19 protein-coding genes are annotated in these 22,116 nt (G+C 60.3%); 9 read left to right on the top strand and 10 right to left on the bottom strand.

The window, feature by feature from the left end; genetic code table 11:
- Positions 1 to 28: 28 nt before the first annotated feature.
- The gene (locus BN3796_RS11665; protein WP_061708493.1) at positions 29 to 1,261 is read right to left on the bottom strand and encodes an MFS transporter; all 1,233 of its coding nucleotides are present in this window, start codon (positions 1,259 to 1,261) and stop codon (positions 29 to 31) included.
- A gap of 168 nt (positions 1,262 to 1,429) precedes the next feature.
- On the opposite strand from BN3796_RS11665, the gene BN3796_RS11660 reads away from it, so the two are divergent.
- The 3 genes from BN3796_RS11660 to deoR all read left to right on the top strand — a co-directional run bounded on the left by BN3796_RS11660 (position 1,430) and on the right by deoR (position 3,597).
- Positions 1,430 to 2,158: a phosphatase PAP2 family protein gene (locus BN3796_RS11660; protein ID WP_061708492.1), complete on the top strand. Its 729-nt coding sequence runs from the start codon at positions 1,430 to 1,432 to the stop codon at positions 2,156 to 2,158.
- Positions 2,159 to 2,165: 7 nt separating this feature from the next.
- Positions 2,166 to 2,774 carry an undecaprenyl-diphosphate phosphatase gene (ybjG, locus tag BN3796_RS11655; RefSeq protein WP_061708491.1) on the top strand — a complete coding sequence of 203 codons (609 nt, stop codon included), beginning with the start codon at positions 2,166 to 2,168 and terminating at the stop codon, positions 2,772 to 2,774.
- Between the two features lie 67 nt (positions 2,775 to 2,841).
- Positions 2,842 to 3,597, top strand: a complete 756-nt coding sequence (gene deoR / locus BN3796_RS11650) for a DNA-binding transcriptional repressor DeoR (protein WP_061708490.1) — start codon at positions 2,842 to 2,844, stop codon at positions 3,595 to 3,597.
- Positions 3,598 to 3,740: 143 nt separating this feature from the next.
- Here the strand turns inward: deoR and dacC are convergent, their stop codons facing one another.
- Positions 3,741 to 4,943, bottom strand: coding sequence for a serine-type D-Ala-D-Ala carboxypeptidase (gene dacC / locus BN3796_RS11645; RefSeq protein ID WP_061708851.1), 1,203 nt, complete (start codon positions 4,941 to 4,943; stop codon positions 3,741 to 3,743).
- A gap of 240 nt (positions 4,944 to 5,183) precedes the next feature.
- Between dacC and BN3796_RS11640 the strand changes: the two genes are divergently transcribed.
- On the top strand, positions 5,184 to 5,810 hold the full coding sequence (locus tag BN3796_RS11640) for a glutathione S-transferase family protein (RefSeq protein WP_061708489.1): 627 nt from the start codon (positions 5,184 to 5,186) through the stop codon (positions 5,808 to 5,810).
- Position 5,811: 1 nt separating this feature from the next.
- Here BN3796_RS11640 and BN3796_RS11635 read toward each other — a convergent pair whose 3' ends face one another.
- Together BN3796_RS11635 and bssR are read right to left on the bottom strand one after the other, a co-directional pair.
- Complete coding sequence (locus BN3796_RS11635; RefSeq protein ID WP_061708488.1) at positions 5,812 to 6,927, bottom strand: PQQ-dependent sugar dehydrogenase; 1,116 nt, start codon at positions 6,925 to 6,927, stop codon at positions 5,812 to 5,814.
- Positions 6,928 to 7,034: 107 nt separating this feature from the next.
- Entirely contained in the window at positions 7,035 to 7,418 is a 384-nt protein-coding gene (gene bssR, locus BN3796_RS11630; protein WP_061708487.1) for a biofilm formation regulator BssR, read from the bottom strand.
- Positions 7,419 to 7,633: 215 nt separating this feature from the next.
- Between bssR and rimO the strand changes: the two genes are divergently transcribed.
- Entirely contained in the window at positions 7,634 to 8,959 is a 1,326-nt protein-coding gene (gene rimO, locus BN3796_RS11625) for a 30S ribosomal protein S12 methylthiotransferase RimO (protein ID WP_061708486.1), read from the top strand.
- Positions 8,960 to 9,199: 240 nt separating this feature from the next.
- Here rimO and gsiD read toward each other — a convergent pair whose 3' ends face one another.
- Genes gsiD through iaaA form a run of 5 tightly spaced genes read right to left on the bottom strand, consistent with a single transcriptional unit; the run spans position 9,200 to position 15,458 of the window.
- Entirely contained in the window at positions 9,200 to 10,111 is a 912-nt protein-coding gene (gene gsiD, locus BN3796_RS11620) for a glutathione ABC transporter permease GsiD (protein ID WP_061708485.1), read from the bottom strand.
- Positions 10,112 to 11,032, bottom strand: coding sequence for a glutathione ABC transporter permease GsiC (gsiC, locus tag BN3796_RS11615; protein WP_061708484.1), 921 nt, complete (start codon positions 11,030 to 11,032; stop codon positions 10,112 to 10,114).
- A 45-nt stretch (positions 11,033 to 11,077) separates the two neighbouring features.
- Positions 11,078 to 12,613, bottom strand: coding sequence for a glutathione ABC transporter substrate-binding protein GsiB (gene gsiB, locus BN3796_RS11610; RefSeq protein ID WP_061708483.1), 1,536 nt, complete (start codon positions 12,611 to 12,613; stop codon positions 11,078 to 11,080).
- Between the two features lie 23 nt (positions 12,614 to 12,636).
- A complete protein-coding gene (gene gsiA, locus BN3796_RS11605; RefSeq protein WP_061708482.1) occupies positions 12,637 to 14,508 on the bottom strand; it encodes a glutathione ABC transporter ATP-binding protein GsiA in 1,872 nt (623 codons plus the stop codon).
- A gap of 11 nt (positions 14,509 to 14,519) precedes the next feature.
- Positions 14,520 to 15,458, bottom strand: a complete 939-nt coding sequence (gene iaaA / locus BN3796_RS11600) for a beta-aspartyl-peptidase (protein WP_061708481.1) — start codon at positions 15,456 to 15,458, stop codon at positions 14,520 to 14,522.
- 187 nt (positions 15,459 to 15,645) lie between these two features.
- Here iaaA and moeA point away from each other — a divergent pair, with 187 nt between their 5' ends.
- Both moeA and moeB read left to right on the top strand, forming a co-directional pair.
- Complete coding sequence (gene moeA, locus BN3796_RS11595; protein WP_061708480.1) at positions 15,646 to 16,878, top strand: molybdopterin molybdotransferase MoeA; 1,233 nt, start codon at positions 15,646 to 15,648, stop codon at positions 16,876 to 16,878.
- Between the two features lies 1 nt (position 16,879).
- Positions 16,880 to 17,641 carry a molybdopterin-synthase adenylyltransferase MoeB gene (moeB, locus tag BN3796_RS11590; RefSeq protein ID WP_061708479.1) on the top strand — a complete coding sequence of 254 codons (762 nt, stop codon included), beginning with the start codon at positions 16,880 to 16,882 and terminating at the stop codon, positions 17,639 to 17,641.
- 231 nt (positions 17,642 to 17,872) lie between these two features.
- Here the strand turns inward: moeB and fsa are convergent, their stop codons facing one another.
- Complete coding sequence (gene fsa / locus BN3796_RS11585) at positions 17,873 to 18,535, bottom strand: fructose-6-phosphate aldolase (RefSeq protein ID WP_061708478.1); 663 nt, start codon at positions 18,533 to 18,535, stop codon at positions 17,873 to 17,875.
- A 126-nt stretch (positions 18,536 to 18,661) separates the two neighbouring features.
- On the opposite strand from fsa, the gene BN3796_RS11580 reads away from it, so the two are divergent.
- Both BN3796_RS11580 and BN3796_RS11575 read left to right on the top strand, forming a co-directional pair.
- Positions 18,662 to 19,561: a glycyl-radical enzyme activating protein gene (locus tag BN3796_RS11580; protein WP_061708477.1), complete on the top strand. Its 900-nt coding sequence runs from the start codon at positions 18,662 to 18,664 to the stop codon at positions 19,559 to 19,561.
- Positions 19,562 to 19,565: 4 nt separating this feature from the next.
- Positions 19,566 to 21,998, top strand: a complete 2,433-nt coding sequence (locus BN3796_RS11575) for a formate C-acetyltransferase/glycerol dehydratase family glycyl radical enzyme (protein WP_061708476.1) — start codon at positions 19,566 to 19,568, stop codon at positions 21,996 to 21,998.
- The last annotated feature ends 118 nt before the right edge of the window (positions 21,999 to 22,116 follow it).

The raw sequence follows: 22,116 nt of genomic DNA, 5'->3' as shown, positions 1-22,116 counted from the left end.
CTGAGCCCGGCGCGAGCCGGGCTTTTCCCTACGGCTGCAGCGCGCTGCCGACGCGCTTATCCTTCAGAAAGATTACCATCAGCCCGACCCACAGCAGGCCGTTCACCAGGTTAAAGAGGCTGAACAGGCCGTTGCCGCCCAGCAGATAAGCATGTTTGCTCAGCTCGATACCGACGGTAAAGATCAGCATCTGTAACATCCCCATCGCCGCCGAGACGGTCCCCTTGCTCATATCAGAGGCAAAAAGGGTCAGGCGCACCAGCCCCGCGTTGGCAAGACCAATGCCAAAGGCGTAGAGGCTCAGCCCCGCCGTCATCCACAGGTAAGCGTGGGAGGAGAGCACCGTCGCGAGGGCGGCGACGATCAGCCCCGCCGCAATCGGCCAGCCGCCCAGAATAATCAGCGACCGCACGGTACGCCGGGAGGTGAGGCGCGCCAGCACCAGGTTACCCGCGATCAGCGCGCCGAAAATCGGCACCTGCAGCAGACCATATTCGTAGCTGCTCAGCTTCTCGCCGCTGATGATGATAATCGGCGACTGGGCAATCCACGCCAGCAGCGGCAGGCTGACAAAACCCGTCGCCAGCGCCCCCGCCACGAAGCGCCCGTTCTTCATCACCGCCTTATAGTCGCGTCCCAGCGCCTTGAGCGACAGCGTTTCGCCAAGCCGGGTGGCGGTCTCCGGCATCGCCCGGTGCAGGCCAAAAAAGGAGATGGCCGCCAGCAGCGCAAACAGCACAAACATCCCCTCCCACGGCGCCACGTGCACCCACGCCGCCCCCACCAGCGGCCCGAGCAGCGGCGCAATCAGCGCCACGTTCGCCATCAGGGCGGTAATTTTGATGCACACCGCCTCTTCAAACGACTCCTGAATGGCGGCATACCCTACCGCGCCGATAAAGCAGAGGCTCACCCCCTGCAGGAAGCGCAGGAAGGTGAACTGCTCGATGTTTTGCGCCAGCAGCGTCGCCAGGCAGGTGACGATAAACCACGCCACGCCGGTGAGCATCACCGGACGGCGACCAATGCGATCGGAGAGCGGCCCCAGCAGCCACTGCAAAAACATCCCGCCCGCCAGATAGGCGGTCATGGAGGTGGGTACCCACTCGATCCCGGCGTTGTACTGCGCGACCACCGCCAGCATCCCAGGCTGGATCATGTCGTTGCCGATATAGGTGGAAAATTCGTACAGCACCAGGCAGAGCGGAAACAGCAGCGCCTGGCGGCCCAGCCGACGGCCGGAAGAAGGAGGGTTTAGCATGGGGTCTCTTAATGGTAAAAAAATCGCGATGAGTGTAATGAAATGACGCGACCTGAGATAGCAAATTTGTCGCCGGAAAGAGAAATAAAGCACTTAACGTTGTCGTTTAAGGTTTCCTTAAGTTGCGGCTTTTATGATAGCGCTTATTTCATATTATTTGTGTTGATTATGACCCAGATCCCCGCTGCCTCAGATTCCTCCAGGTTGCCGTCAATTCAGGTAAAAACGCTTTACCCTCTGCCGACGCGCTTTTATGGTTATCAACTTTTCATACTGGTGGCGCTGGCGCTGCTGTTTACCTGGCTTTCCCGGGATGAAACGCTCGACAGGATCATCACCGGCTACTGGTACGACGCCGCGACGCAGCGCTTTCCCCTGCAACATAACGCGCTGCTCGATCTGCTCAACCATCGGCTGGCGAAATATATCACCATCGCTCTGGCGGTGATGACGCTGCTCTGCGGGCTTGTGCGCCGCCAGCCGCGTCTGGTCACCGGCGCGCTGCTGATGGGGCTGGGGGCGCTGGTTGTCGGCGTGTTGAAAAGCATCAGCCACCACAGCTGCCCCTGGGATCTGGTGGAGTATGGCGGTCACGCGGTCGGGTATCCCCTGTTTAGCGCCGCGCCCGCACAGAGCGGCCCGGGGCGCTGCTTTCCCGGGGGACACGCCTCCAGTGGCTTTATGGTGATGGGGCTCTTTTTCGCCTTCTGGCGGGATCGCCCGCGGCTTGCCTGGAGTTTTGTCGCGCTGGGCGTGGTGTTGGGTCTTGCGATGGGCTACGGCCAGGTGATGCGCGGGGCACATTTTTTCTCTCACAACCTGTGGGCGGGTTGGTGGGTATGGTTTTCCCAGGTGGCGGCCTATGGCCTGATCTCCGCCTGGTTTGCAAAAGAGTGACGAGGGTATGTTAGAAAATCTTAACTACGGACTGTTTTATCTGATTAACGCCAACGCCGATTCCCCGTCGTGGATGCTGACGCTGGCGACCATTATCGCCAAAGATTTGATTAATATCGTGCCGGCGCTGGTGGTGATCCTCTGGCTGTGGGGGCCGCGCGGACAGGTGAGCGCCCAGCGCCAGCTGGTGATTAAGGTGGCGATGGCGCTGGCGGTGAGCATGACCGCCTCCTGGACGCTGGGGCATCTTTTCCCGCACGACAGGCCCTTTGTCGACCATATCGGCTCCAACTTCCTGCACCATGCGGCGGACGACTCCTTCCCGAGCGACCACGGCACGGTGATCTTTACCTTTGCGCTGGCGTTTTTGTTCTGGCATCGCCTCTGGTCAGGCGCGGTGCTGATGGCGGTTGCCGTCGCTATCGCCTGGTCCCGCGTCTATCTCGGCGTACACTGGCCGCTGGATATGCTGGGCGGGCTGCTGGTGGGGCTGCTCGGCTGCCTGAGCGCGCAGATCCTCTGGAACTGGTTTGGTCAGCCGCTCTATCGCGGCCTGCGGCAGGCCTACCGCGTCTGCCTGGCCTTCCCTATCCGTAAAGGCTGGATACGTGACTAATCCCGCTTCGTCAGGTTACACTTGAATCCCCGCCCTGCGGGGGTTCACTTTTTTAACCCGAGGCACTATGGAAACACGACGCGACGACCGCATTGCTCAGCTCATTCAGGCGCTGAAGCGCACCGATAAGCTGCATCTCAAAGAGGCTGCCACCCTGCTTGGCGTATCGGAGATGACCATTCGTCGCGATCTGAACGGTGAAAGCGCCCCGGTGGTGCTGCTCGGCGGTTATATCGTTCTCGAGCCGCGCAGCGCCCACTACCTGCTGAGCGATCAGAAAACCCGGCTGGTGGAAGAGAAACGTAAGGCCGCCAGGCTGGCTGCCTCGCTGGTACAGCCCCACCAGACAATCTTTTTCGACTGCGGCACCACCACGCCGTGGATTATCGACGCTATCGATCGCGACCTGCCTTTTACCGGCGTCTGCTATTCCCTCAACACCTTTCTGGCGCTCCAGGAAAAGCCGCTCTGCCGGGCCATTCTCTGCGGCGGCGAGTTTCACGCCAGCAACGCCATTTTTAAGCCGCTGAATCTGGAAGATATCCTCAGCAATCTCTGCCCCGATATCGCCTTTTATTCGGCGGCGGGAGTGAGCGTGCGCCAGGGGGCGACCTGCTTTAATCTGGAAGAGTTGCCGGTGAAGCGCTGGGCGATGACCGCTGCGCAGTATCATGTGCTGGTGGTGGATCACAGCAAGTTTGGCAAGGTGCGCCCGGCGAGAATGGGGGATCTGGCCTGCTTTGACGCGCTGGTGAGCGACTGCTGCCCGGATGACGAGCTGGTCGCTTTCGCGAAAGCGCAGCAGATTAAGCTGATCTATTAATCGCTAGAACGACGCCGGGTGGCGGCTGCGCTTTACCCGACCGACAAAATTGTGCAGCCTTTACGTTTTACCCGACCTACAAAAGTTGTGCGGCCCGTAGGCCGGGTAAGCGCAAGCGCCACCCGGCAAGCCGCTGTCAGGGCTTATGAGAACCAGCTGCCAAACCACTGGTGGATTTTCATCATCACAAAATCCCACATCCGGGAGAAGAAACCGCCCTCTTCCACCGGCTCCATCACAATCAGCGGACGCTGCTCGATGGACTTGCCGTTAAGCTGAAAATCGATGGTTCCCACTACCTGGCCCTTTTTCAGCGGGGCGGTGAGCTGCGGTTCGGTCAGCGTATAGCTGGCCTTCAGGTTTTTAAGCTGGCCGCGCGGAATCGTCACCGAGCCCGCTTCGCCCGCCCCGAGGTTAACCTCGCTCTTGTCGCCAAACCAGACGCGCTGCGTAATAAAGGTCGCATTCGGCTTGATCGGGGTGACGGTTTCAAAGAAGCGGAAACCCCAGGTCAGCAGTTTTTCTGACTCATTGAAGCGAATACGGTCCGTTTTGGTGCCCAGCACGACGGAAATCAGGCGCATATCCCCCTGGGTTGCCGAGGCGACCAGGTTATAGCCCGCTCCCGCCGTGGTGCCGGTTTTCATGCCGTCGACGTTGAGATTGCTGCTCCAGAGCAGCCGGTTGCGGTTCGGCTGGCGGATCTTGTTGAAGGTGAACTCTTTCTCTTTATGAATGGCATACTCTTCCGGCACGTCATGAATCAGCGCCTTGCCGAGCAGGGCCATATCCCGCGCGGTGCTGAACTGTCCCGGCGCATCCAGCCCGTGGACGGTTTTGAAGGTGGTGTTGGTCAGGCCGAGCCGCTGCGCGTAGCCGTTCATCAGACCGATGAAGGAGTCCTGGCTGCCCGCCACGTAGTCCGCAAGCGCGATACAGGCGTCGTTGCCCGACTGGATAATCACCCCTTTATTGAGATCCGCGACGGAAACCTGATCGCCAGGCTTAAGGAACATAACCGACGAGCCGCGCAGCGCCGGATTACCGGTCGCCCAGGCGTCTTTGCCGATGGTGACCATATCATTAAGCTTGATTTTACCCGCCTTCAGCGCCTGGCCCACCACGTAGCTGGTCATCAGTTTGGTGAGGCTTGCAGGATCAAGCTTTTCGTCAGCGTTTCCCTCGGCGAGCACCTTGCCGCTGGCGTAATCCATCAGGATCCAGGCGCGGGCGTCGACCGGCGGCGCCTGGGGTGCAGCCGGTTCGGCAGCGTAAAGCGTTGGAGCAAAAAGAAAAAGCAGCGAGCCTGCCGCGAGGCCGCGCAGTGAAAAAGAATGTTGCGTCATAAATGCCACCCGAGTGTCCATTCAAAAAATACGTCACATCACCGTGTCGCAAGAAGCGATGAGTAATAGCGCACAACCGCTTTCAATGAAACCGAAACCAGGTAAAGTTTTTAAAGTTTATGCAATAACATTTCGCGACGCTTTGACCGCGGCGATATTTTTCTTCTCTGTTGCGTAAATGTTAGCTTTATCTCAACATAAGGTTTTATTCAGGCAGGTTCATCACATTCAGGAGTCGGCATGATTACGCTGTGGGGCAGGAACAATTCGACGAACGTTAAAAAAGTGCTCTGGACGCTGGAAGAGCTGGATTTACCCTTTAACCAGATTATGGCGGGTATGCAGTTCGGCGTGAACCATGACCCGGAGTACCTGGCGCTGAACCCCAACGGGCTGGTCCCGCTGCTGCGCGACGATGAAGCCAACGTTACGCTCTGGGAGTCCAACACCATTGTGCGCTATCTGGCCGCCCAGTATGGTCAGGGCCGCCTGTGGATTGAGTCTCCGGCGCTGCGGGCCGAAGGGGAGAAATGGATGGACTGGGCCAACCAGACGCTCTCTCCGGTGCACCGGGTGATGCTGATGGGGCTGGTAAGAACGCCGGAAGCGGAGCGGGATTATCCGGCGATCCAGGCGGCTCAGCAGAACTGCGAGGGGCTGTTCGCCATTCTGGATGAGGCGCTGGCGAAAAAGCCGTGGCTCTCCGGCAGCGCGTTTGGCCTCGGGGATATCGCCGTTGCGCCGTTCGTCTGGAACCTGACCAACATTAACCTCACCTGGACGCCCCGGCCAAACCTGACGCGCTGGCTGGCCCAGCTTGCAGAGCGCCCGGCATATCGTAATGTGGTGATGATCCCGGTCAGCTGATTTAACCGGACGGGCTGACTTTCCAGAGTTGCCCGTCCGTTTCGTCGGTCAGGACATAGAGATATCCATCCGGCCCCACCCGCACGTCGCGAATGCGCTGCGCTTTATCCCCCAGAATACGCCCCTCCTCCGTTACCTTATTACCGTTGACGGTCAGCACGATAACGTCCTGCTCCTTCAGCGCGCCGATAAAAAGATGGTTTTTCCACTGCGGAAACCGATCGCTGTTATAGAAGGCCATGCCGCTCACCGCGGGTGATTTTTTCCAGACGAAGAGCGGCGGCTCGGTGCCGGGCGCCTGCTCGCCTTGCGATTCCGGTATCTTCAGACCGCTGTAGTTAATACCGTGTGTCGCCAGCGGCCAGCCGTAGTTTTTCCCTTTTTCAGGAATGTTGATCTCATCGCCGCCGCGCGGGCCATGTTCGTTCAGCCAGAGCGTATCGCTCCAGGGGTTCATCGCCATTCCCTGCGGATTGCGAATACCGTAAGACCAGATCTCCGGACGGGCGCCAGCCCTGCCGACAAACGGGTTATCCTTCGGCACCTCGCCCTGGTCAGTAAGGCGCACCACTTTACCCTGCAGCTTATCGAGATCCTGCGCCGTGGGCCGCTGGTTGTTCTCGCCAAGGCCAATAAAGAGATGGCCTTTGCCGTCAAACACCAGCCGTCCGCCGAAATGGTTGCCGGTGGAGAGCTTCGGCATCTGGCGGAAAACCACCTTAAATCCTTCTATGCGCGTCATGTCATCGCTCAGGCGTCCATATCCCACCGCGGTGCCCGCCTTGCCGTCGCTGCCCGCTTCGGCGTAGCTCAGCCAGACCCGGCGTGAGGTGGCAAAATCGGGCGCCAGCACCACGTCAAAGAGCCCGCCCTGCCCGGAATCCCAGACATCGGGCACGCCGACGATGGGATCGGATAACCCTTTCCCCTGCTGCCAGCGCTTCAGCTGGCCGCCCTTAAGAGTAATCAGCATGCCCTGGTTATCGGGCAGAAAGGCGAGCGACCAGGGGTGATCGAGACGGTTTTGCAGCACCTCGACTTTAACGGGAGCGGGGGCGGCCAGCGCCGCCGCAGAGCCCAGCAGCAGAGGAATGACAATCAGGGAGGATCGACGCATAACGCACTCCTTTTTTGGGATATGGCTTAAAGGTAGCCACCCCGCACGGGCGCGTTATCACTTTTACATAATCTTAATCAGAAGGGGGAGTCGCCTCCCCCCGAGGATCAGGGCTGTCCGAGTGGAGTATGTTCCTGCAGGCACATCAGGCACAGAGACAGCGTGGTCAGGCAGTTTTCAAGCGTCCGGGCGTTTACAACAACAAATGTGGGGCAATCATGGTGCCCGGTCATCAGGCAGACGCCAGCCGTGGAGAGGGCTTGCGCTGCACGCCGCAGAATCTGCTGCTCCTGTGCGTCAAAGCACGTTTTCAGGAGCGGCGCCTCTTCTCGCATCGAGTTGCAAAGTTCCAGTAAATTATCACGCAGATGGTCGCTTTCGCTGACTGACATATACCCCTTCGCTTTTCTGAGCTGCAGATACGCCGCGAGATCCAGCCGGGCGTTCAACAGTTTTTCCAGCAGAGCGAGCTTTAGTCTGTCAACGGTCATGCTATTTCCCCCCTTGTCAGCTATCGGCATCATTAGCATACGTCTATTTTTTGTACAATTTACTGGTTAAGATCAATAAAGATTAAATTCTTAACATTCTTTACAATGCAACAACATGCCGAACGTCTGCCGACGCAAAGCGAGTCTGTAAATCGCCGCCGGAACTCTGTACAATCCCTGCCCTGATAACTCCATAACTGAACACTTTTTAATCTATGAGCAATGTTATGCACCAGCCGAAAATCGGCTTCGTCTCGCTGGGCTGCCCGAAGAACCTGGTGGATTCTGAACGTATCCTGACTGAACTGCGCACCGAAGGCTATGACGTGGTGCCGAGCTACGACAATGCCGATATGGTCATCGTCAACACCTGCGGCTTTATCGACAGCGCCGTGCAGGAGTCGCTGGAGGCGATCGGCGAAGCGCTTAATGAAAACGGCAAAGTGATTGTTACCGGCTGCCTGGGCGCGAAAGAGGATCAGATCCGCGAAGTGCATCCGAAGGTACTAGAGATCACCGGGCCGCACAGCTACGAGCAGGTGCTGCAGCATGTTCACCACTACGTGCCGAAACCGAAGCACAACCCCTTCCTGAGCCTGGTGCCGGAACAGGGTGTGAAACTGACGCCGCGCCACTACGCCTATCTGAAAATTTCTGAAGGCTGTAACCACCGCTGCACCTTCTGCATTATCCCCTCCATGCGCGGCGATCTGGTGAGCCGTCCGATTGGCGAGGTGCTGGCCGAAGCGAAACGCCTGGCGGACGCCGGGGTGAAAGAGCTGCTGGTCATCTCCCAGGATACCTCTGCTTACGGCGTGGACGTGAAGCACCGCTCCGGCTTCCACAACGGCGAGCCGGTGAAAACCAGCATGGTGGGCCTGTGCGAACAGCTCGCGAAGCTGGGTATCTGGACCCGTCTGCACTATGTCTACCCTTACCCGCACGTTGACGATGTGATCCCGCTGATGGCGGAAGGCAAAATCCTGCCCTATCTCGATATTCCGCTGCAGCACGCCAGCCCGCGCATTCTGAAGCTGATGAAGCGCCCTGGTTCCGCCGATCGCCAGCTGGCGCGCATCAAGCAGTGGCGTGAAATCTGCCCGGATCTGACCCTGCGCTCTACCTTTATCGTCGGCTTCCCGGGTGAAACCGAAGAAGATTTCCAGATGCTGCTCGACTTCCTTAAGGAAGCGCGTCTCGATCGCGTGGGCTGCTTCAAGTACAGTCCGGTGGAGGGCGCCACGGCGAACGAGCTGGCCGACCAGGTGCCGGAAGAGGTGAAAGAGGAGCGCTGGAACCGCTTTATGCAGCTGCAGCAGCAGATCTCCGCTGAGCGACTGCAGGAGAAAGTTGGCCGCGAAATTCTGGTCATTATCGACGAAGTGGACGAAGAAGGGGCGATTGGCCGCAGCATGGCGGACGCGCCTGAAATCGACGGCGCGGTGTATCTGAACGGTGAGACCAACGTCAAGCCGGGCGATATTGTACGCGTGAAGGTGGAGAACGCGGACGAGTATGACCTGTGGGGGAGCCGGGTGTAGTTTCGACCGCCCCTGCCCCTCACCCTAACCCTCTCCCCAAAGGGGAGAGGGAACCGATCAAGCTCAGACTGATGGTTTTCCCTCTCCCCACAGGGGAGAGAGGACCGATCAAGCTCAGCAATGATGGTTTTCCCCCCTCTCCTCACAGGAGACGGATGGTTTTCCCCCTCTCCCCTTTGGGGAGAGGGCCGGGGTGAGGGGAACGTCCTGCGCACACTCCCCACCCTGAGCACGCCTTCCCTACCCCTTAATCTTCGGATCCAGCGCGTCACGCAGCCCGTCGCCTAACAGGTTAAACGCCAGCACGGTGAAGAAAATCGCCAGGCTCGGGAAGATCGCCACATGCGGGGCGATCACCATATCCGCCCTCGCCTCATTCAGCATCGCACCCCACTCCGGAGTTGGCGGCTGGGCGCCTAAGCCTAAAAACGACAGGCTGGCGGCAGAGATAATCGACACGCCGATCCGCATCGTGAAGTAGACCACAATCGAGGAGACCGTCCCCGGCAGGATATGGTTGAAGAGGATCGTCGCGTCGCTGGCACCAATGCTGCGCGCCGATTCGATAAAGGTCTGCTGCTTCAGCACCAGCGTATTGCCGCGCACCAGTCGGGCAAAAGCAGGAATTGAAAAAATAGCCACGGCGATGATAACGTTCGCCATGCCGCTACCCATGATCGCCACCACCGCAATCGCCAGCAGGATGCCGGGAAAGGCGAACAGGACGTCGCAGATGCGCATAATGATGCGATCCCACCACCCTTCGTAATAGCCCGCCAGCAGCCCCAGCACCGTTCCGATAATGGCCCCGGTCAAAACGGCAAAGACCCCGGCGGCGAGCGATATCTGTGCCCCCACCAGCACGCGGCTGAAAATATCCCGCCCGAGAGAGTCAACGCCAAACCAGTGCAACATGGTCGGCCCCTCGTTGAGCCGGTCATAGTCAAAGTAATTCTCCGCGTCGAACGGCGCGATCCACGGCGCCAGCACCGCCACAATAATCAGCAGCAGCACAAACAGCCCCGCGGTCATCGCCACCGGCTGGTGACGGAAACGACGCCAGAACTCCGCCCACGGCGTTCTGACATGGTCCGGTTTCAGCCCCGGCATGGCGTTTAAAATGGCCTGGCGACGCCAGTTTAACAGTCGCATTTACTTGTACCTGATTGCCGGATTGATGGCGGCGTAGAGCACATCCACCACGAGGTTGATAAGGATAAACTCCAGCGAAAAGAGCAGCACTTCCGCCTGGATAACCGGGTAGTCGCGCATTTCCACCGAATCCACCAGCAGGCGGCCCAGCCCCGGCCAGTTAAAGACCTTCTCAACCACAATCGAGCCGCCCAGCAAAAAGCCGAACTGGAGCCCCATCATTGTCACCACCGGGATCATGGCGTTACGCAGGCCATGCTTAAGCACCACCCACCGCTCGCTTACCCCTTTGGCCCGCGCGGTGCGCATATAATCTTCCCCCAGCACCTCCACGAACGAGGCGCGGGTGAAGCGGGCCATCACCGACGCCACCGCCGCGCCAAGAGTAAGCGCGGGCAGGATGTAGTGCTGCCACGTATCCGCCCCCACCGTCGGCAGCCATCCCAGCTTCACGGAGAAAATCTGCATCAGCAGCATCCCCAGCGCAAAGGCCGGGAACGAGATCCCCGTTACCGCCAGCGCCATTCCCAGCCGATCGGGCCAGCGGTTGCGCCAGACGGCGGCGATAATACCCGCCGCCAGACCAAACAGCATCGCCCAGGCCATACTGGCGAGCGTCAGCCAGAGCGTGGGCAGAAAGCGGCTGGCAATCTCCTCCGAAACCGGACGGCGCGACACCATCGAGGTGCCGAAATCCCCCTGCAGGACGCTGGTGATGTAGTGCCAGAACTGGAGGTAGAGCGGCTGGTCGAGACCCAGCTGTTTACGCACCAGTTCGATCACCGTGGCATCCGCCTCCGGCCCGGCTATCAGCCTTGCCGGGTCGCCCGGCAACATATGGACAAACAAAAACACCAGCACCGCCACGATGAGCAGCGTCGGGATGAGACCCAGCAGGCGTTTTAAGACGTAGTTGAGCATGCCTGTTCCTCTTCTCCCGCAGGCCCTTGCCTGCGGGAGCGAGCATTATTTTAAATCTGCTTCGTCAAAGCTAAAGCCCGTATCCGGCATGATGTAAAAACCGGTCAGCGCCTTGTTATGGGCAGAGACCAGCTTCTCAACCACCAGCGGCACCCAGGGCGACTCTTTCCAGATGATATCCTGCGCCTCTTTATAGAGCCGCGTCTTCTCCTCTGGTTTGGTCGTTTTCAGCGCGTCAGTCAGATCCTTATCCACCTGCGGATTGCTGTAAAAGGCGGTATTAAAGAGCGCGGGCGGCCAGTTCTGGGTGGCGAACAGCGGCGCGAGCGCCCAGTCCGCTTCGCCGGTGGAGGCGGTCCAGCCGGTATAGAACATTCTCACTCCGCTCTCTTTTTGCCCCTTGCCTTCCACCTCGGCGGCGCGCTGGCCCGCGTCCATCGCCGTAACCTGCGCCTTAATCCCCACCTGCGCCAGCTGCTGCTGGGTGAACTGCAGCACCTTCTGCGCGGTGCTGTGGTTATGGGAGGACCAGAGCGTGGTGGTAAACCCGTTCGGGTAACCCGCCTCTTTCAGCAGCGCGCGGGCTTTGGCCGGATCGTAAGGCCAGGGCTGATAGCTTTGGGCAAACTGAATCGACGGGGGAACGACGCCGGTCGCCGGAGTGGCGTAGCCTGCGAAAGCCACCTTCACCAGCGCCTTACGGTTAATGGCGTAGTTGATCGCCTCGCGCACTTTCGGGTTATCGAACGGCTTCTGGGTGACGTTCATGCTGATATAGCGCTGCATAATCGACGGGCTGGCGACCAGCTCCAGCTTGCTGTTTTTTTGCAGGATAGCCGCCTGTTCGTAGGGGATCGGGAAGGCGAACTGCGCTTCGCCGGTCTGCAGCATCGCCGCGCGGGTGTTATTATCCACGACCGGGCGCCAGGTGATGGTATCCAGCTTCGGCAGCCCTTTCTGCCAGTATCCGTCAAATTTTTTCACCTTCACAAAATCGGTCTGGTTCCAGGTCTCCAGCGCATAGGGTCCGGTGCCAACCGGATGAAAGCCAATCTCCTTACCATATTTTTTCAGCGCCGCCGGGGAGATCATGGCGGTCGCCGGGTGCGCCAGAATATTAATAAAGGCGGAGAACGGCGCTTTGAGGGTGATTTTTACCGTAGTGGGATCGACCGCCTCGGTTTTGGCGATATTTTTATAGAGGTTATAGCGCTTCAGGCTGTTGGCCGGGTCGCTGGCGCGATCCAGATTGACCTTCACCGCCTGGGCGTCGAAGTCCGTTCCGTCCTGAAACTTAACGCCGCTGCGCAGTTTGATGGTATAGACCAGGCCGTCGTCGGAGACGGTATAGCTCTCCGCCAGCACGTTTTTCAGCTTCATATCCTTGTCCAGACCGAACAGTCCCTGATAGAACGACTTCGCCACCGCCTGCGACAGCGTATCGTTGGCGTCGTAAGGGTCGAGGGTAGTGAAGTTAGAGGCCACGGCAACCACCACATCTTTGGCAGCAAACGCGGGGGCGGCCAGCGCGGCGGTCACGCTCGCGGCTAACAGCCACGTACGAGCAACGGTTTTTATCATTCTCTTCTCCTGCCAGTTAATTGTTATAAGCGTGCAAAAGCGTTGTCCTGCGGCGAGGAGGCGACAAAATGCCCGGGCGACACCTCACGTAACGTCACGCGCGCCATCGACTCCCCTCGCCGGAGGATGTTCCCCGGCATCTCATCCTGCACCATCACGCGCCGGGCGCGGCGGTGGGCAGGATCGGCAACCGGCACTGCCGCCATCAGCTTGCGGGTATAAGGATGCTGCGGATTTTCAAAGACCGCGCGGCGCGGGCCGATCTCCACAATCTGTCCCATATACATCACCGCCACGCGATGGCTGATACGCTCGACGACGGCCATATCGTGCGAGATAAATAAGAACGCGATGCCCATCTCCCGCTGCAGATCCAGCAGCAGATTAATAATCTGCCCGCGAATCGAGACATCCAGCGCGGAGACCGACTCATCGGCAATTACCACCTTTGGATTAAGCGCCAGCGCGCGGGCGATGCAGATACGCTGACGCTGGCCGCCGGAGAACTCATGCGGGTAACGCCAGGCGTGTTCCGCCTTTAACCCCACCCGCTCCAGCAGCCAGGCGACCCGATGTTCCCCCTCTTCACCCTTCAGTAACCCATGCACCCGCAGCGGCTCCATAATGGAGTAGCCCACGGTCTGGCGCGGATCGAGCGAGGCGTAAGGATCCTGGAAGATAAACTGAATATCCCGGCGCAGCGGCTGAAGCTGATTTTCGGGCAGCGTATCGATACGCTTGCCGTCGAAGGTAATGGTGCCGCCCTGCGTCTCCACCAGCCGCAGCAGCGCCCGCCCGGTGGTGGATTTACCGCAGCCGGACTCCCCCACCAGCGCCAGCGTCTCGCCGGGCCAGAGGTCAAAGCTGACATGCTCCACCGCGTGCACTTCCCGCTTCACCCGGTTGAGCAGCCCGCCGCGCAGAGGGAAGCGGGTAACCAGATCGCGCACCTGCAGAACAGGCTCCCCCGGTACCACCGTATTCTGCTCAATCTCCACCTCTTGCAGGCTGGGATCGGAGAGAGAGATAAGGGGAAAACGCCGGGGCAGATCGCGCCCGTTCATCGCCCCGAGACGCGGGACGGCGGCAAGCAGCGCCCGGGTATAGGGGTGAACCGGCGCGTGAAAAATCTGCTCCACGCTGCCCGTCTCGACCGCTTCGCCCTGGTACATCACCAGCACGCGGTCGGCAATGTCGGCCACCACCCCCATATCGTGGGTAATGAAGATGACCCCCATCCCCATCTCCTGCTGGAGCACCTTGATCAGCTGGAGGATCTGCGCCTGAATGGTGACATCCAGGGCGGTGGTCGGCTCGTCGGCGATGAGCACCGCCGGGCGGCACGAGAGCGCCATGGCGATCATCACCCGCTGGCGCATGCCGCCGGAGAGCTGATGCGGGTAGCGCGACAGGATCGCCTGCGCTTCAGGGATGCGTACCAGCTCCAGCATCCGCTTCGCCTCCCGCAGAGCGTCGTCACGCTTGAGCCCCTGATGCAGGCGGATCGACTCGGCGATCTGCTCCCCTACCGGAAATACCGGATTGAGAGAGGTCATCGGCTCCTGAAAAATCATCGCCATATCGGCGCCGCGCACCCCCTGCATTTGGGCGTGGCTGAGGGTGTTGAGATCCACCGCCTGACCGTTACGCCTGCGCAGCAGCATCTTGTCGCACCCCACCTGCGCTCCCGTCTGCCCCAGCAGACGCATTAGCGCCAGCGCGGTGACCGATTTCCCCGAGCCGGACTCCCCGACGATTGCCAGCGTCTCCTTGCAGCGCAGGGAAAAGGTCAGCCCTTTAACGGCCGGCACGCTCTGGCGCTTCTCCTGAAAGGCAATATTCAGATTGTGGAGGGCCAGAACTTCATCTCTCTCCAGCTCATCACTGTGCGGCACCTGAAGCCCCCTTATTCACGATAAATGCCCGTTGTCGGGGCGTCGCCCGCATATCCCCAGGCGCGATACATCCCTTCACAGTTGAAGGGCAGCGCGACATTGCCCTCGCGATCGACGGCAATCAAACCGCCGCTGCCGCCCAGCGCGGGCAGTTTTTCCATCACCACCCGCTCGCAGGCTTCGGCAAGGCTCAGCCCACCGTAGTCCATCAGCGCCGCGATATCGTAAGCGGCAAGCGCGCGGATAAAGACCTCGCCGGTGCCGGTGCAGGAGACGGCGACGCTGGCATTATTAGCGTAGCAGCCCGCCCCCACCAGCAGGCTGTCGCCCACTCGTCCCGGCAGTTTGTTGGTCATCCCGCCGGTGGAGGTGGCGGCGGCGAGATTGCCCGCCTTATCCAGCGCCACCGCGCCGACGGTGCCCATCTTGCTGCGCTCATCCAGCGGCGCGGCGTGATCGAGGCGGGTCAGCCCCGCGGTACGTGCCGCGACCAGCTGATCGTAGCGTTCAGGGGTAGAGAAGATCTCAGGCGAGACCGGCGCCATGCCGTGGTCAAAGGCAAACCGCTCTGCGCCTTCCCCCACCAGCAGCACGTGCGGGCTTTTCTCCATCACCAGACGCGCCGCCAGCACCGGATTGCGCAGGCGGCTTACCCCTGCCACCGCGCCCGCGTTGAGGGTATTGCCATCCATCACGCAGGCATCCAGCTCGTGGGTTTCGTCACGGGTAAAAACGGCGCCGATACCTGCGTTGAAGAGTGGACACTCCTCCAGGCCGCGCACCGCTTCGGTCACCGCATCCAGTGCGCTGGCCCCCTCCTCCAGCATACGCTGGCCTGTCTCCACTATTGCGGAGAGCGCGTCAACGTAGCGCTTCTCCTGCTCAGGCGTCAGCGAGGCGCGACTGATAGCCCCCGCACCGCCGTGTATCGCGATCACCGCATTGCCCATTTCCATCACCTGTCAGCCAAAAACGCCGCTTTTTCTATAAATATCATTATCGTTGGCGAAGCTTCATATAATTTTTGAATATAGAAAGATGCCCGGGTGATGTAAAGGTTACACTGACGAGTCATACAGTTACCGCTGCTTTTCTGCCATAATGTGCGCTTTCATCGCCATTGCGCAGGAGTAACCCATGGATTTTACCGCCGGACTGATGCCGCTTGAGACGGCGCTGGAGCAGATGCTCTCCCGCATCGCCCCGCTGACTGATGACGAAACGTTGCCGCTGCTAAGCTGTTTTGGCCGCGTGACCGCAGGCGATATCGTCTCGCCGCTCAACGTTCCGGGATTTGATAACTCAGCGATGGATGGCTATGCGGTACGGCTGGCGGATCTTGAGGGGGGCCAGCCACTGCCGGTGGCGGGTAAAGCCTTCGCGGGCCAGCCTTTTACTGGCGAGTGGCCGGCGAGAAGCTGCATTCGCATTATGACCGGCGCGCCGGTTCCGGCAGGCTGCGACGCGGTAGTGATGCAGGAAGAGACTGAACAGAGCGACGAGGGCGTGCGCTTTACCGCCAGCGTCAGGGCGGGCCAGAATATTCGCCGCCTGGGGGAAGATATCGCCCAGGGCGCGACGGTGTTCGCCGCCGGACAACGGCTCACCGCCGCCGAGCTGCCGGTGCTCGCCTCGCTGGGGATTGCGGAGGTGAAGGTCGTACGTAAGGTGCGGGTAGCGGTATTCTCCACCGGCGACGAGCTGCGCCTTCCCGGCCAGCCGCTCGGCGCAGGGCAGATTTACGATACCAACCGCCTGGCGGTTCACCTGATGCTGGAGCAGCTGGGCTGCGAGGTGATTAACCTTGGCATCATTCCTGACGATCCCGACAGGCTGCGCGCCGCCTTTATTGAGGCGGATAAGGCGGCGGACGTGGTGATTAGCTCCGGCGGCGTCTCGGTGGGCGAGGCGGACTACACCAAAACCATCCTGGAGGAGCTGGGCGAGATCGGCTTCTGGAAGCTCGCTATCAAACCAGGCAAGCCGTTCGCTTTCGGCAAGCTCCCGCATAGCTGGTTCTGCGGCCTGCCGGGGAATCCGGTTTCGGCGGCCCTCACCTTCTACCAGCTGGTACAGCCGCTGCTGGCGAAACTCTCCGGCAATCGCAACCCCTTCATGCCTCTTCGCCAGCGCGTGCGGGCGGCAACCCGGCTGAAAAAGACGCCGGGCCGTCTGGATTTTCAGCGCGGCATACTGGCTCGCAACGGTGACGGCGAACTGACGGCGAGCACCACCGGTCATCAGGGATCGCATATTTTCAGCTCCTTCAGCCAGGGCAACTGCTTTATCGTGCTGGAGCGCGAGCGCGGCAATGTGGAAGCGGGCGAATGGGTCGAGGTAGAAGCCTTTAACCCGCTCTTCGGAGGCTAAGATGGAGCTGAGCGACGAGGAGATGATGCGTTATAACCGCCAGATTGTGCTGCGCGGTTTTGACTTTGACGGCCAGGAGCGGCTGAAGGCCGCCCGTGTGCTGGTGGTCGGGCTGGGCGGACTGGGCTGCGCCGCAGCGCAGTATCTGGCGGCGGCGGGCACGGGCAGCATGACGCTGCTCGATTTCGATACCGTTTCGCTCTCCAACCTGCAGCGCCAGACGCTGCACAGCGAGGCGACCCTCGGCGAGCCGAAGGTCGACTCCGCTCACGCCGCGCTGAAGCGCATCAATCCCCACGTGCAGTTTACCCTTATCAACGCGCTGCTGGATGACGCAGCGCTGAGCGAGCAAATCGCCCGTCACGATCTGGTGCTGGACTGCACCGATAACGTGGCCATCCGCAACCAGCTCAACGCCGGCTGTTTTGCTCATAAAGTTCCGCTGGTGTCGGGTGCCGCGATTCGTATGGAGGGGCAGATTAGCGTCTTTACATGGACGGAAGGCGAGCCCTGTTACCGCTGTCTGAGCCGTCTTTTTGGCGAGAATGCACTCACCTGCGTGGAGGCGGGAGTGATGGCGCCCCTGGTAGGGGTCATCGGTTCGTTGCAGGCGATGGAGGCGATCAAAGTGCTGACCGCATACGGCACGCCGGCGGCGGGAAAGATCGTGATGTATGACGCGATGACCTGTCAGTTTCGCGAGATGAAGCTGATACGCAATCCGCAGTGCGAGGTGTGCGGGGGGGTAGGCGGCAAAGGATAACTGCGCCCCGAACGTAGGCCGGGTAAGGCGGAGCCGCCACCCGGCGATAACGGTGACAACGCCCGAACGTAGGCCGGGTGAGGCGAAGCCGCCACCCGGCGATAACGGTGACAACGCCCAAACGTAGGCCGGGTAAGGCGGAGCCGCCACCCGGCGATAACGGTGACAACGCCCAAACGTAGGCCGGGTAAGGCGGAGCCGCCACCCGGCGATAACGCTTACATCTGCCCGTTAAATCGATTTGCGCCCAAACGCGCCCATCCAGTCCTGCTCAAACTTCGCCACCGCCGCATCCACCGCCGGGTAGCTGATCATCTGCTGCGCCACGTCCAGCGGCAGGGTAATAGATTCACAGCCCGCCAGCAGACAATCCAGCGCCTGGCGCGGGGTTTTAAAGCTCGCCGCCAGCACTTTGGCATGCGGCGCGTGTAACGTCAGCAGCTGCTGAAGCTCCACCACGGTCTGAATGCCATCCCCACCCTGGGCGTCAACGCGATTGACGTAAGGGGCCACATAGTCCGCCCCCGCCAGCGCCGAAAACATCCCCTGCGCCGCCCCATAGACCGCCGTGCCGAGCGTCGGGATCCCTTGCGCTTTAAGCAGTTTGATCGCCGCCAGCCCCTGCGGTGTCACCGGCACCTTCACCACCAGATCGCTGACAATCGCGCGAAGCTTGCGCGCCTCCTCCACCATCTCTCCAGCCTGCGTCGCCATCACCTGCGCAAAGAGACGCCCCTGCCCGCCCAGCGCCTCCAGCAGCTCCGGCAGCAGTACCTCCAGCGGCTTTTTACCCGCCGCCACGATGCTGGGATTTGTGGTCACGCCCGCCAGCGGAAAAATCGCGGCCAGTTTTTTCACCGCCTGAACGTCAGACGTGTCGAGATACAATTCCATGATGTCGCCCTCATTTTTACGTTGCCGTCACACTACCACGTAAAAACCCGTCGCAGAGTTGATTCACGTCAAAATTACTTTCATTCGAAAGTTATTTAATCTTCATACGCAACAAGAGGCGACATTATGATCTTCAATATTCAGCGTTACTCTACCCATGACGGCCCCGGCATTCGCACCGTGGTGTTCCTGAAAGGCTGCTCGCTGGGCTGCCGCTGGTGCCAGAACCCGGAAAGCCGCTCCGCCACGCGGGATCTGCTCTTCGATCCCCGTCTCTGTCTGGACGGATGCGATCTCTGCCAGCAGGCGGCGCCTGCGGCTATCGAGCGGGCGCTGAATGGGCTGATGATTCATCGCGAAAAGCTCAATGACGACATGCTGGACGCCCTCACCCCCTGCTGCCCGACCCAGGCGCTGAGCGTCTGCGGCGAAGAGAAGTCGGTCGCGGAGATCATGGCTACCGTGCGGCGCGACAAACCCTTTTACGATCGCAGCGGCGGCGGTATCACCCTCTCCGGCGGCGAACCCTTTATGAACCCGGCGCTGGCCCACGCCCTGCTGAGCGCCAGCCACGCCGAGAGGATCCACACGGCGGTCGAGACCTGCCTGCATGTACCCTGGCGCTATATCGAGCCGAGCCTGCCGTATGTGGATCTCTTCCTGGCCGACCTGAAGCATGTGGACAGCGAGCGCTTTAAACGCTGGACCGACGGCTCGGCAAAGCGGGTGATGGATAACCTGAAACGGCTGGCCGCCGCCGGAAAAACGCTGACCATTCGCGTGCCGCTGATCCCCGGCTTTAACGCCGACGAGGCGTCGATAGAGGCGATTACCCGCTTCGCCGCCGACGAACTGAACGTACGCGATATTCACTTTTTACCTTATCACACGCTCGGCATGAATAAATACAACCTGCTCGGCCAGCCCTACTCTGCACCCGATAAACCGCTCGATAACCCGGCGCTGCTCGATTTTGCCCGGGACGTTGCCTGCCAGAACGGGTTAACCGCGACTTTACGAGGATAATGACATGACACAGCTTAATCTCAACACCCTGACCGACCGCATCAAGGCGCATAAATCCGCGCTGGTGCATATCGTTAAGCCGCCGGTTTGCACCGAACGCGCCCGCCACTACACCCACATCTACCAGCAGCACCTGGACAAGCCGATTCCGGTGCGTCGCGCGCTGGCGCTGGCTCACCACCTGGCGGAGCGCACCATCTGGATCAAACACGACGAGCTGATTGTCGGCAACCAGGCGAGCGAGGTGCGCGCTGCTCCCATCTTCCCGGAATATACCGTCTCCTGGATTGAGAAAGAGATCGATGAGCTGGCGGATCGCCCGGGCGCGGGCTTCTCGGTGAGCGAAGAGAACAAGCGCGTGCTGCACGAGATTTGCCCCTGGTGGCGCGGCCAGACGGTGCAGGATCGCTGCTACGGCATGTTTACCGACGAACAGAAAAGCCTGCTGGAAAGCGGCATCATCAAGGCCGAAGGCAATATGACCTCCGGGGATGCCCATCTGGCGGTCAACTTCCCGCTGCTGCTGGAGAAAGGGATCGACGGCCTGCGCGAAAAAGTGGCGGAGCGCCGCTCGCGTATTAACCTCACCGTGCTGGAAGATCTGCACGGGGAGCAGTTCCTGAAGGCGATCGATATCGTCCTGGAGGCGGTGAGCCTGCACATCCAGCGCTTTGCCACACTGGCGCGCGAGATGGCCTCCGCTGAAACCCGCGAAAGCCGCCGCAACGAGCTGCTGGCGATCGCGGAGAACTGCGATCTTATCGCCCACCAGCCGCCGCAAACCTTCTGGCAGGCGCTGCAGCTCTGCTATTTCATCCAGCTGATTCTGCAGATTGAGTCTAACGGCCACTCCGTCTCATTTGCCCGCATGGACCAGTATCTCTATCCGTTCTACCGCCGCGACGTGGAGCTGGCGCAATCGCTTTCACGCGAGCAGGCGATCGAGCTGTTACAGAGCTGCTGGCTGAAGCTGCTGGAGGTGAACAAGATCCGCTCCGGCTCGCACTCCAAAGCTTCCGCGGGCAGCCCGCTTTACCAGAACGTCACTATCGGCGGACAGCGGCTGGTGAACGGCGAGCCGATGGATGCGGTCAACCCGCTCTCTTACGCCATCCTGGAGTCCTGCGGTCGTCTGCGTTCCACTCAGCCGAACCTGAGCGTGCGTTATCACGCGGGCATGAGCAACGACTTCCTCGACGCCTGCGTACAGGTGATCCGCTGCGGCTTTGGTATGCCGGCGTTCAATAACGATGAAATCGTTATCCCGGAATTTATTAAGCTCGGCGTGGAAAAAGCGGATGCCTACGATTATGCGGCCATCGGCTGTATTGAAACCGCGGTGGGCGGTAAGTGGGGCTACCGTTGCACCGGCATGAGCTTTATCAACTTTGCCCGGGTGATGCTGGCGGCGCTGGAAGGCGGGCGCGACGCCACCAGCGGCAAGGTGTTCCTGCCGCAGGAAAAAGCGCTCTCCGCCGGTAATTTCTCAGGCTTTGACGAGGTGATGAAGGCGTGGGATACCCAGATCCGCTACTACACCCGCAAATCAATTGAGATTGAGTATGTGGTGGACACCATGCTGGAGGAGAACGTACACGACATCCTCTGCTCCGCGCTGGTGGACGACTGCATCGAGCGGGCGAAAAGCATCAAGCAGGGCGGTGCGAAGTATGACTGGGTCTCCGGCCTGCAGGTAGGTATTGCTAACCTCGGCAACAGCCTCGCCGCGGTGAAAAAGCTGGTCTTTGAGCAGGGCGCGATTGGCCAGCAACAGCTGGCGGCAGCGCTGGCGGCGGATTTCGACGGGCTGACGCATGAACAGCTGCGCCAGCGGCTGATCAACGGCGCGCCGAAGTACGGTAACGACGACGACAGCGTGGATATGCTGCTGACCCGCGCCTACGCCACCTATATCGAAGCGCTGAAGGAGTACCATAACCCGCGCTACGGTCGCGGCCCGATCGGCGGCAACTACTACGCGGGCACCTCCTCCATTTCGGCGAACGTGCCGTTTGGCGCGGCGACGATGGCGACGCCGGACGGACGCAAAGCGCATACTCCGCTGGCGGAAGGGGCAAGCCCCGCCTCCGGCACCGACCACCTCGGCCCGACGGCGGTGATCGGCTCGGTAGGCAAACTGCCCACTAACGCCATTCTCGGCGGCGTGCTGCTGAACCAGAAGCTCAACCCGTCGACGCTGGAAAACGACAGCGATCGCCAGAAGCTGATGGCGCTGCTGCGGACCTTCTTCGAGGTGCATAAGGGCTGGCATATCCAGTACAACATCGTCTCCCGCGAAACGCTTCTGGAAGCGAAGAAACATCCTGACCAGTATCGTGACCTGGTAGTGCGCGTGGCAGGCTATTCGGCCTTCTTCACCGCCCTCTCCCCGGATGCACAGGACGATATCATTGCGCGTACGGAGCATACGCTGTAAAAAAACGCCCGGTGGCGCTGCGCTTACCGGGCCTACAATTCTAAAAACGGCAACCTCGGTTGCCGTTTTGCTTTTTCTTTCGAATGAAATTAAATTTGTGCTCTCCGTCACCTTGTTA

It is taken from the genome of Pseudenterobacter timonensis, assembly GCF_900021175.1.
In the GTDB taxonomy this organism is placed as follows: domain Bacteria; phylum Pseudomonadota; class Gammaproteobacteria; order Enterobacterales; family Enterobacteriaceae; genus Enterobacter; species Enterobacter timonensis.
Note: the sequence above shows the minus strand (reverse complement) of the source record. Positions and strands in the feature narration are given on the sequence as shown.